The 11,644-nt window shown below is 34.6% G+C and carries 12 protein-coding genes; 9 read left to right on the forward strand and 3 right to left on the reverse strand.

Annotated features, from left to right (window positions below):
• Positions 1-13: 13 nt before the first annotated feature.
• Positions 14-1,165: an ABC transporter ATP-binding protein gene (locus ABD745_RS14125; protein ID WP_344831095.1), complete on the reverse strand. Its 1,152-nt coding sequence runs from the start codon at positions 1,163-1,165 to the stop codon at positions 14-16.
• A gap of 122 nt (positions 1,166-1,287) precedes the next feature.
• Between ABD745_RS14125 and ABD745_RS14130 the strand changes: the two genes are divergently transcribed.
• From ABD745_RS14130 to ABD745_RS14170, 9 genes are all read left to right on the forward strand, one after another.
• Positions 1,288-2,136 carry a hypothetical protein gene (locus ABD745_RS14130; RefSeq protein ID WP_344831097.1) on the forward strand — a complete coding sequence of 283 codons (849 nt, stop codon included), beginning with the start codon at positions 1,288-1,290 and terminating at the stop codon, positions 2,134-2,136.
• Between the two features lie 411 nt (positions 2,137-2,547).
• Positions 2,548-3,825: an L-fucose:H+ symporter permease gene (gene fucP, locus ABD745_RS14135; RefSeq protein ID WP_344831101.1), complete on the forward strand. Its 1,278-nt coding sequence runs from the start codon at positions 2,548-2,550 to the stop codon at positions 3,823-3,825.
• 135 nt (positions 3,826-3,960) lie between these two features.
• Positions 3,961-5,601, forward strand: coding sequence for a UxaA family hydrolase (locus ABD745_RS14140; RefSeq protein WP_344831104.1), 1,641 nt, complete (start codon positions 3,961-3,963; stop codon positions 5,599-5,601).
• 274 nt (positions 5,602-5,875) lie between these two features.
• Complete coding sequence (locus tag ABD745_RS14145) at positions 5,876-6,640, forward strand: SDR family NAD(P)-dependent oxidoreductase (RefSeq protein ID WP_344831108.1); 765 nt, start codon at positions 5,876-5,878, stop codon at positions 6,638-6,640.
• Positions 6,641-6,799: 159 nt separating this feature from the next.
• Entirely contained in the window at positions 6,800-7,651 is an 852-nt protein-coding gene (locus ABD745_RS14150) for a fumarylacetoacetate hydrolase family protein (protein WP_344831111.1), read from the forward strand.
• Positions 7,648-7,977 (forward strand): L-rhamnose mutarotase, encoded by a 330-nt coding sequence (locus ABD745_RS14155; protein ID WP_344831116.1) that lies wholly within the window; start codon positions 7,648-7,650, stop codon positions 7,975-7,977. Before ABD745_RS14150 ends, ABD745_RS14155 begins: the two co-directional genes overlap by 4 nt.
• Positions 7,978-8,004: 27 nt before the next feature.
• The gene (locus tag ABD745_RS14160; RefSeq protein ID WP_344831121.1) at positions 8,005-8,829 is read left to right on the forward strand and encodes an amidohydrolase family protein; all 825 of its coding nucleotides are present in this window, start codon (positions 8,005-8,007) and stop codon (positions 8,827-8,829) included.
• Between the two features lie 202 nt (positions 8,830-9,031).
• Positions 9,032-9,814, forward strand: coding sequence for an L-fucose dehydrogenase (locus tag ABD745_RS14165; protein ID WP_344831126.1), 783 nt, complete (start codon positions 9,032-9,034; stop codon positions 9,812-9,814).
• 130 nt (positions 9,815-9,944) lie between these two features.
• Complete coding sequence (locus ABD745_RS14170; protein WP_344831129.1) at positions 9,945-10,412, forward strand: hypothetical protein; 468 nt, start codon at positions 9,945-9,947, stop codon at positions 10,410-10,412.
• Positions 10,413-10,494: 82 nt separating this feature from the next.
• Here ABD745_RS14170 and ABD745_RS14175 read toward each other — a convergent pair whose 3' ends face one another.
• Together ABD745_RS14175 and ABD745_RS14180 are read right to left on the reverse strand one after the other, a co-directional pair.
• Entirely contained in the window at positions 10,495-10,935 is a 441-nt protein-coding gene (locus tag ABD745_RS14175) for an SRPBCC family protein (RefSeq protein ID WP_344831132.1), read from the reverse strand.
• Between the two features lie 3 nt (positions 10,936-10,938).
• A complete protein-coding gene (locus ABD745_RS14180) occupies positions 10,939-11,493 on the reverse strand; it encodes a hypothetical protein (RefSeq protein WP_344831135.1) in 555 nt (184 codons plus the stop codon).
• Positions 11,494-11,644: the final 151 nt, after the last annotated feature.

Consider the following 11,644-nt stretch of genomic DNA (forward strand, 5'->3'; position numbering starts at 1 on the left):
TTAAAGAAAATTTTTAACTTACAAAGAATCTTCTCGTTGAAGATGAAATATTACGGATATAAATGATGTTTGTTTTTGCAGTTCCTAAAGCAGCCATCACATCAAAAAACTCTGTGTCTGTGGAGAAATAAGCAACATAAACACCTCCGTTGAAGTTCAGTTTTTCCAGATTGAAATTTTCGAAAACTTTCAATAATTCTTCTCTCGAATTCGATGTGTCAATTTCTATAATTAAACCGTCGTTTTCATCATTTTTTAGTTCCGAATTATCTTTGTACTGTCCGTTTTTCAGGAAAATTACTTTGTCTGAAACTTTTTCAACTTCATATAATTGTTGTGAACTCAAAATCAAGGCAATCGGATTATTCACAGAATTTGCAATTGATTTTAAATCCTCCAGAATCACCTGTTGCGCCAAAACATCAAGATTTGCCAACGGTTCATCCAATAATAAAATTTCTGGTTTTCTTAAAAGAGTTCTCGCCAGTTCAAAACGCATTTTGTAGCCGGAAGAAAGCTCGCTCCATTTCAGATGTTTGTAATTCCAAAGTCCGAGACGGGCAATCATCATTAATGTTCTTGTTTCGTTTTCTTCTGCTTTTACGCCGTAATTTGAAAGGACAAATTTTAAATTATCTTTCAGACTTCCATACCATTTTGCAGTTCGTTGCGGAATATAAATCAATTTTGTGCGAAGCTCATAATCATTTTTCGGATCTTCATTAAAGGAATAATGCAAATTGCCTTCATTATAAGAAATTTCTTTGGCTAAAATTCTAAGAAGTGTAGTTTTCCCGTTTCCGTTCTCTCCTACCAATCCGTAAACCTGCCCTTTATTGATTTCCATGGAAACCGGACCTAATGAAAAACGATTACTTCCGTAAGATTTTAAAATATTTCTTGCCCGAAGTACAGATTTTTCCAAAGAATGTTCCTTTACCGGAATTTTCTCGATTTTTTGAAGCAGATTTCTCGATTTTTCTATAAGTTCTTCGGTGTAAGTCGGAAATTGCTCTTTCCAGTCGGTCAACTCAATGGCTTCTTTATAAATTTCCATATCCTGAGTATCCATCGCACAATCAAGCAACTTTCTGAATCCTAAAACAGTGTCTTTGTTGTCGAAAAAATGATATACCTCACCGACTCTCTGTTGATGTTTCGTCATTTGGTTTTCAAAATTATTTATTAGTTTTTAAAGATATACATTTTGAATGATTTCAAAATTATTTTAACAAAAAATGGAAGCAAATTTTTCTTACATTTAGCTTTCACTGCTAATTAAACAAAATGCTCAATAAAACAATTTTTTTTATTCTTCTTTATTTCTCATTTTCTACTGTTAAAGCACAGGAAACCATCCCTTTCAGAATCACAAAACACAACAATATCATTGTGAAAACTTTGGTGAATGATAAAGATTCTCTGGATCTCATGTTCCAGATTGCGATGGAAGATGCTTCAATTTCTCCCGAAAGGATCAGAAAAGCAGACCACATTATTTTTAAAGATGAAATAAGTGATAAAAACACTATAAAAATAGGAAATAAAAAGTACGAAAACATCCGTTTTTTTGATAATGAATTGACAGGTCATGAAGCCGACGGAAAAATCGGAACCGGAATTTTCAAAGGGAAAATTTTTAAAATCGATTATGATAATAATCAATTTGTGATCTATGACAAAATGCCTGATTTAAAAGATTATCAATCAATCCCTTTATTTTCAGAAAACGGGCAGCTTTATATCGTTGCAGATAATGTAATTGAAGATCAGCAACAGGAAGTTTATTTTCTAATGCAATCGGGGTATTCAGGCGGATTGATTTACAGTAATGAGTTTGCAGACGGAAAAGATTTAGACAAAAAATTGAAAATAACCGGTGAAAAAACCATGAAAAACTCGGCAGGACAAAGTGTTATTACCAAACAGGGGATTTTACCTTTTATGAAGGTTGGCAATTTTGTCTTGAAAGATGTGACGGCGGGATTTTTTGTCGGAGACATTAAAATTCAAAAGCGAAATTATTTCGGAGCTGATTTGCTGAGAAGATTCAACTGGATTTTTGATGCAGAAAGAAATGTGGTTTATATAAAGCCTAGTAAATATTTTTCTGAGCCCTATTACAAAATCAATTAAAAGTCATCTGTTTAAAAAATTACATTCACTCCATCATTGAGTTCAATTGCCGTCCTCAAAGACCTTTTGGTGAAACCTGAATTTGAAATAAATTTATTAAAATATTAAAAATATCCATGAAATTCTAAAAGATAATGCTGAAAATATTTTAAGAGAATTTTTAGATTATTAAAAAAAATTTAAAGGACACAATAACAAATCATTAATACATCTCAAGAATAATTAAACTATCTTGTACTATCCTGTACTAAGAATTTTTTATTCGAAAAATTATTATACTTTTAAAAGTCAGAAAAAGTTTAAGTTTTGAAGAGCATCCGATAAATTTTGAATTAAAAACAAAGCGCAATCGATTAACCTCTCCATTTTAAATTTATAAAAAAGAAACAATTTAGTAAACAAACCAAATCAATGAACAATACCCAATCCGGAAACTCCTTTTCTTCTTCAAAAAAGAAAAATTACTACTTTCCTCTGGTCCTAATAACGAGTTTGTTTTTCTTCTGGGGATTTATCCATAATCTGGATCCAATATTGATTAAACACCTGCGAAGTGCCTTTCAACTCAACCATTTTCAGGCATCATTGGTAGATTCATCTGTTTTTGCAGCGTACTTTTTACTGGCAATCCCTGCCGGAATGATTATTCAGAAATATGGTTACAAAACCGGAATTTTAGTAGGTTTGTTCTTTTTTGCGGCCGGATGTTTTTTGTTTGTTCCGGCAGCTAATACCATTAGTTACCCGTTTTTTCTCGGGGCTCTTTTTGTATTGTCATGCGGTCTTGCTATTCTGGAAACGGCAGCAAATCCTTATATTACCGTTTTGGGCGCACCAGAAAAAGCAACACAAAGATTAAACTTCGCCCAGTCTTTTAATGGTTTGGCAGCTTCAATTGCTCCCATTGTTGGCGGAATTTTCATTCTGAGTGAAGAACCAAAATCACAGGAAGAACTCGCCGGACTTGATCAGGCAGCAAAACTAGCCTACATTCACGCCGAAACTTCGCTTGTAAAAGGACCTTACATCATATTGGGACTGATCATCCTGCTGGTTATGTTTTTATTTTTACTGGTAAAACTGCCGGAAGTAACGGAAAGCAAAGAAAAATCAACAAAAAATTTCCTACAGGTTTTAGGTGTAAAGAATGTCGGATGGGGCGTTCTTGCACAGTTTTTTTACATCGGTGCTCAAATTTATGTTTTCAGTTTTCTTCTTGTGTTTGCTGAAGATGCAATCAACATGAAAGGTCAGGAAGCTAAATATTATGCGGGTGTAGCAGGATTTTTATTTATGATTGGCCGTTTTGCAGGAACTTTTTTCATGAGATATATTTCACCGCAAAAACTGTTGAGCATTTATAGTGTGATCAGTATCGTTCTCAGCATTTGGGTTATTGCGGGGTCAGGAATTTCAACACTATATGCATTGGTTGCGCTTACATTTTTTATGTCAATCATGTTTCCAACTATTTTTGCCTTAGGAATTGAAGGAGCTGGTACAGAAACAAAACCTGCCTCAAGTTTATTAATAATGTCTATTGTCGGAGGGGCAATTATACCCCCGATCGCAAGTAAAATCACAGATGTTTCAGGGAACATCCATTTTTCTTATATCGTACCTTTAGTCTGTTTTATCATCGTATTTTTATTTTCATTAAGATTCAGAAATAAGAAATCCTTGCAATAAATATGTAAAAATCTTTGAGGACTTAGCTAAGTGAAACGCCTTTGCGAACTTAAAAACAATTAGTAGTTAAAAAAATCTTTGTGCTCTTTGCGTTAAAAAAGCATTTCACAAAAAAATCCAATTTTAAAACTAGAAATGAGCAATTTAATTTTAAAAATAAATCAAAAAGATAATGTTTTGGTCGCTTTGCAGGATATTCCGGCAGAAACCGAAATTATTTTCGAAGGAGTTACCTACACCACTTTAGAAGCAATCCCTGCTAAACATAAATTCTTTATGAATGATATGAAACAGGGCGATGAAATCTTTATGTATGGCGTTTTGGTAGGCAAAGTACAGTACGATCTCGCAGCGGGAACCCGAATGACGACAGATAACACAAAACACGCTGCCGAACCTTACTATTACCGCGATGTTGACTATCACTGGACAAAACCCGATGTGTCAAGATTTTTACATAAAACTTTTAAAGGATATCATCGCTCAAACGGCGACGTGGGTACGGCAAATTACTGGCTTTTCATCCCAACCGTTTTTTGTGAAAACCGTAATCTTGATATTATTAAAGAATCGCTTTATGACAATTTAGGGTATGCAGTGGATGCAAAATACAAAGACTACACCCATCAACTGGTAGAAGCCATTTCTAAAGGAGAAAATTTGGATGATCTAAATTTTTCACCTTCAAATATTCCTGCAAAAGACAGAGTTTTTAAAAATGTAGATGGCATTAAATTTCTCAATCACACTGGTGGTTGCGGCGGAACAAGGCAGGATGCAGATACGCTCAGCAAACTTTTGGCAGCTTATGCAGATCATCCTAATGTTGCAGGAATCACTTTGTTGAGTTTGGGCTGTCAACATCTTCAGATTGATAATTTTAAAAGAGATTTATACAATCGAAATCCTGATTTTGATAAACCTTTACTCGTTTTTGAACAGCAAAAAGCGGTAAGTGAAGAAGCGATGATCAAAAACGCCATTTTTGAAACCCTGAAAGGACTTTTAGAAATAAATAAAATTGAACGTGAAGATGCACCGATAAGCAAACTTTGTGTTGGCGTTAAATGTGGGGGAAGCGATGGTTTTAGCGGTATTTCAGCAAATCCGGCTGTGGGACATCTCGCCGATATTCTTTCAGTTTTGGGTGCTAAAGTTCTACTAGCCGAGTTCCCGGAATTGTGTGGTGTCGAACAGGAATTAATAGACCGTGCCGTAGATAAACCAACAGCAGAAAAATTCATCAAGCTGATGACAGAATATGATGAACTTGCCCATGCAGTCGGCTCAGGATTTTACATGAATCCGTCACCGGGAAACATTAAAGATGGACTGATCACAGATGCCATAAAATCTGCAGGTGCCGCAAAAAAAGGAGGTTCCGCCCCTGTTGTAGATGTTTTAGATTATACAGAACCTGCAACAAAACCTGGATTGAGTTTGGTTTGCACACCTGGAAATGATGTAGAAGCTACCACGGGAAAAGCCGCTTCGGGAGCCACTTTAATTCTGTTTACGACCGGTCTTGGTACACCAACAGGAAATCCGGTATGCCCTGTCATCAAAGTGGCTACCAATACGGCTTTAGCAACAAAAATGGCGGATATTATCGATATCGATACGGGTGCGGTCGTGCGTGGCGAAAAAACCATTCAGCAAATGGGTGAAGATATTTTAGATTTCTGTATTGATGTTGCCAGTGGAAATATCATTCCTAAAGCTGTAGCATTGAATCAGGATGATTTTATCCCTTGGAAAAGAGGTGTTAGTCTTTAAAAGTTTATAATCTTTGAATAAATTTTCAACGCAAAGATTAATATATAATAATGAAAAGTTTAGGAAGCGAAGGTTGCGACAAGTCGCATTAAGCTTGAAAATAATAAAATCATAATTGCATTAGGATTAATCGTCAACTGCAAGCCTTTGCTGAGTGAAATCGAAGATTCGACGTAGTCAAACGCTTTTGCGAACTTAAAAACAGTTAGTTGTCAAAAATCTTTGCGCCCTTTGCGTTAAAAAATATAAATAAAATCTAATAATTAACATAAAAATGTTTTCATTAAAAAATAAAAAAGCAGTCGTAACAGGAGGAGGAAGCGGAATCGGGCAAGCCATTGCGGTTCAGCTTGCAGCCAATGGTGCAGACGTTCATATTCTTGAAATAACAGAACAAAACGGACAGGAAACTTTGGAAAAAATACAATCTTCCGACGGAAATGCGATCATGCATGCTTGTGATGTATCAAAACAGAAAGATGTTTTGGCAGTTTTCGATCAAATCGGAGCAATTAATATTCTTGTAAATAATGCAGGAATTGCGCACATCGGAAAAGCAGACACGACTTCAGAAGAAGATTTTGACAGAATTTATAATGTCAATATTAAAGGAGTTTACAATTGTCTGTTCGCAGCCATCCCGCAGATTAGAAAATCAGGAGGCGGTGTGATCATTAATATGGCTTCCATTGCCGCATTGGTCGGAATTCCCGACCGTTTTGCGTACAGCACGGCTAAAGGTGCCGTAAAAGCAATGACCATGAGTGTTGCGAAAGATTATATCAATGAAAATATTCGTTGTAATTCCATTTCTCCGGCTCGTGTACATACGCCTTTCGTGGATGGATTTTTAAAGAATAATTATCCCGACAACATCGAAGAAATGTTTGAAAAGCTGTCGAAAACTCAACCAATCGGAAGAATGGCTCAACCTGAAGAAGTTGCTTCTTTAGCGTTGTATTTATGTAGTGATGAAGCATCATTCATCACGGGTGTAGATTACCCTATCGACGGAGGTTTTACCACTTTGAATAATTAAAATATTAAATATTTTTTTAATCTTGAACAACTTAATTATGAAAAACTCTGTGATCTTAGTTAAGTGAAACGCCTTTGCGAACTTAAAAACAGTTAGTAGTCAAAGAAACCTTTGCGCTCTTTGCGTTAAAAATAATTTAGGACATTAAATTAATAAAAAATGAAATTAATAAAATTCGGAAAACCGGGACAAGAAAAACCGGGAGTCATTATTGACGATAAAAGATATGATGTTTCTCATTTGGTAAAAGATTATGATGAAAACTTTTTTTCCGGTGATGCCATAGAAAATTTGAAAGCTGAAATAAATGCTCAGAATCTACCCAAAATTTCTGCTGATGAAAGACTGGGTGCGCCTTTAGCTAGACCATCCAAGATCATCTGTGTCGGATTAAACTATAAAGATCACGCCGCTGAAACCAACGCTCCGATTCCGCAGGAACCGATTTTATTTTTTAAGGCTACCACTGCAATTGTAGGTCCTAATGATGATTTGGTTATTCCAAAAACAAGTACAAAAACCGACTGGGAAGTTGAATTGGGTATCGTTATAGGAAAAAAAGCAAGTTATGTAACTGAGGAAAATGCGCTTGAACACGTTGCTGGATACGTTTTACACAACGATTATAGTGAAAGAGCCTTTCAGCTGGAAAGAAACGGACAGTGGGTAAAAGGAAAAAGCTGTGATACTTTTGCGCCAATCGGACCTTTCATTGCGACGCCTGACGAAATTGAAGATGTTCATAATTTACGTTTATGGCTTAAAGTCAACGGACAAATTTTACAAGACGGAAATACTTCCAACCTGATTTTTAATGTGCCTTTTATGGTAAGCTATATCAGTCAGTTTATGACTTTGCTTCCGGGAGATGTTATCAGTACAGGAACGCCCGCTGGTGTCGGTTTGGGGCAAAAACCTGAGCCTTGGTATCTGAAACCGGGAGATGTGGTGGAATTGGGAATTGACGGCTTAGGAAGCAGCACCCAAAAAGTAAAAGCTTACGGAGAATGAAAAAATTTTGTCTAGCCCTCGATTTGATCGATAATCCTGAATTAATTACGGAATACGAGAAGTATCACCAAAACGTTTGGTGTGAAGTAAAGCAAAGTATTTTGGATTCGGGAATTGTAAATATGGAGATTTATCGTGTTCAAAACCGATTATTTATGATGGTGGAAGCAGACGAAAATTTTTCTTTTGAAGCTAAAAATGAAGCCGATAAAAACAATTTGAAAGTTCAGGAATGGGAAGAATTGATGTGGAAATTTCAACAACAGTTACCCAATTCTAAGCCGGGAGAAAAGTGGCAGTTGATGGACAAAATATTTTCATTATAAATTTTATTTTAGAGAAAATTGTTAAAAATGATTATTGATTCTCACATACATTTTTGGAAATTTGATCCGGTTCGGGATGCCTGGATTACGAAAGATATGACCGCGATCCGGAAAGATTTTCTTCCGGAAGATTTTTCTTTATATTTAAATGAAAATAGCATTGAAGGTTGCATTGCTGTGCAAGCCGATCAAAGTGATAAAGAAACAGCTTTTTTAGTCAATTTAGCTAAAGAAAACCCTTTTATTAAAGGTATTGTCGGTTGGATTGATTTAGCTTCTGACAAACTTGAACAGTCACTTCACAATTATCAGTCTGAAAAGCTGATTAAAGGCTTCCGACATATCGCTGAAGGAGAAGAAATCGGTTTTTTACTGCAGAAAAATGTACTCAACGGAATTGCTAAACTGCATCAATTTGGTTATACTTTCGATATTTTGCTGAGACAGGATCAGCTTTCTGACGCAGTGAAACTTTCGGAAAAATTGCCCGATCAACCTTTTATTCTGGATCATTGCGGAAAACCTGATCTTAAAATCAATGATTTAAAGGACTGGAAAGCTAACATTTCAGAACTTGCCAAAAACCCTAACATTTATTGCAAAATTTCGGGACTTTTGACACAGGGAAACTGGAATAATATTAATGAAAAAACAATTTTTGAAATTTTGGATTTCGTTTTTTCACAATTCGGAATTAATCGTACCGTTTTCGGAAGTGACTGGCCAGTCATGTTATTAGGAGGAAATTATACTTTATGGCTGGAATTGATTTTAAAATATTTGACACAGTTTTCAAAAGAAGAACAGAAACTTTTTTTCTCCGGAAATGCAGTGAAATTTTACAATTTATAATTTTTTATTACCGCAAAAGTGACAAAAGATTAACACATTAGCTGTTTTAAGTTTATCATTAGAGCGCTAATAAGAGTACATAAGTTTTAAAAACATTTCGTGTTCTTTGCTGAGTGAAACGCCTTTGCGAACGAAAAATATGCAGAACAATATTAAAAAAAATCTTTGCGCTCTTTGCGTTAAAAAAACATAACCCAAAATTATGAACCTAAATCTTGACCATAAAATAATCATCGTAAGCGGCGGTGCAAAAGGCATCGGAAACGCCATTGCGAAAATCTTAGCGGAAGAAAATGCATTACCGATAATCATTGGCAGAAATGAAGACGATAACAAAAAAGCAATTCAGGAAATTCAGGATCTTGGAGGAAAAGCCGACTTTGTTACCGCTGAACTTTCCCAACCCGATGAATGCAAAAAAGCCATCAATGAAGTTGTAAAAAAATACGGAAAAATTGATGGTATTGTCAATAACGCCGGTGTAAACGATGGAATAGGTCTTGAAAATGGTTCGTATGAAGGGTTTCTTGAATCATATCATAAAAATGTAGTGCATTATTATCTTTTGGTGCATCACGCACTTCCCTATCTTAAGGAAAGCAAAGGTTCTATTGTAAATATCGGCAGCAAGACCGCAGAAACCGGACAAGGAGGAACGTCAGGTTATGCCGCTGCAAATGGTGCAAGAAATGCCCTTACAAGAGAATGGGCGGTTGAACTTTTACCGTACAGTATTCGTGTCAATGCAATTATTGTCGCTGAAGCATGGACACCGCTTTATCAATCGTGGATTTCTACATTCGAAAACCCGGATGAAAAACTAAAAAGTATTACTTCAAAAATCCCTTTGGAAAACCGCATGACGACCTCTGAGGAAATTGCTAACGTGGCAGCGTTTCTTTTATCGGAAAGATCTTCTCATACAACGGGGCAACTAATTCATGTAGACGGTGGATATGTACATTTGGACAGGAGTTTGGGTTAAATTAGAGAATTGATGACTAAGATTTTTAAGAATCAATACCGATTGCTTTTTTTCAGTAGGAATAAATTTTTAAACACAGAATTTTTCAAAAGAAATACTGAATATTCCATTTAATTCTTAAATTTGACTAATGCAAAAGAATCTTTATCTCATCCTTATATCATTTTGTCTTGTGAGTTGCTATACCTACCAGGTTAAAAAACAAGCGGATACAACAACCGACAATAAACAGGAATCTAAAAAAGTTGCAACTCTTGCTGATAATACTCCTATGCAGGCGAAAAGTACAACAGCTGCTGCATCCCAAAGTCTGAATTCACAACAAATGCCTGTCAATATTCAGGAGAAACTTGCACCTAATAAAAATGTTAGAATTGACGTTGATGGTAAGACTTATAAAATAATAGTTGACAAATGGGAAAGTGACAGTCTGGTTGCACATCCGGTTCATAATCCTAAAAAAATTCTGAAATTCCATAAGAACCAGATCAATGGTGAGAAAATTGCTGAAAAACGCTTTTCACAACCCATAGCTGATATCATTACTGTTGTTGCATATGCCGGTATCGGTGTTTTAATCTATTCTCTCGTCAAATAATTTTCATTAAAATATCCAACACAAGAAGTCATGAACAAAAAAGCTACGACACCAAAAATTTGTTTTGACATGATGCTTTCTGTTAAAACTCAATAAATTTCAATTCTTTTGTTAAATTTTCCAGATATTGCGACCATGCATTTGAACATCCTTCATAGCATTCAAATTGTGGAGTCAAACCGTTGTGAGTGGATGTAACTTTTGTTTGATTTTCTTCAGTAGAAATATCAAAATTAATCTTAGTTCCCGTCCATTCGTTTGGTATTTTCAGAAATGTCAGATTACTATCGACAACTTCCCAACTTATTTTTTTATTAGGAATTAATTCTACTAATTTTTGAACAGAATTGTGTGCTCCATTTCCTGCGCTGAAAGTAAATTCATCATTCAATTTTTCAGAATTTCCGGTTATAGTTTCGCTATGAAAACCTATCCACCATTTTTTAGGATCAATTAAAATATTGAAAACTTCTTCGTGAGATTTTGAAGTTGTAAAGGTGTATGAAAAATTTTGTGTTGACATATTTTAATTAGATTTTTCAAATTTAAATAATTTTCTAAGAGTATTTCTATCAGCGACAATATTAAAAGTTACAGTATTACCATATTCATGATAACCAAAGATATATTTAATATCTTTATCTATAATTTTCACACCATCAAATTTTTGAATATTTTTTGGATTTTTTAATTCATTGAAATTAAATTTCTCTATAAAATCACTTAATTTGTCTTTATTAATTGAAACAAGTTTTACAAAAGGATCTGATTTATAATTTTTGTCAAAATCAACATCAATAGCAATCATTTTTGGAAAATGACCTCCTGTTTCCGTATAAAAGAATTTAAGTTTTCCACATTTTTTACATTTCCACAAATCGGTACCATTGAATGGGTACGATCCCAAAAATATTGTTGAATTATCATTAGATTTAAATTCAAGGTAACTTAAATATCCAAAGCTTCCATCAAAGACCTCAAAAATTTTCTCATAATCAGTTAAAATCTTATGATCACATTTAATGTTCTTTACCGGATATTCTTGAAAGAAAGCATTAATATTTTCTAAAGTAATTATCATAGGTTTAATTCAGTATAATTTGATGCATTTTTGAAAATTCGCTAAAACAGAATTAAACTTACATTTAATATTTCTAATTTCTACAAAATTTCTAAAAATCAACAAAAAAAACCTCGCAAGAAAACTTACGAGGCTTAAAAATATTTTAATC

This window comes from Chryseobacterium ginsenosidimutans, assembly GCF_039536845.1.
Taxonomy (GTDB): Bacteria; Bacteroidota; Bacteroidia; order Flavobacteriales; family Weeksellaceae; genus Chryseobacterium; species Chryseobacterium ginsenosidimutans_B.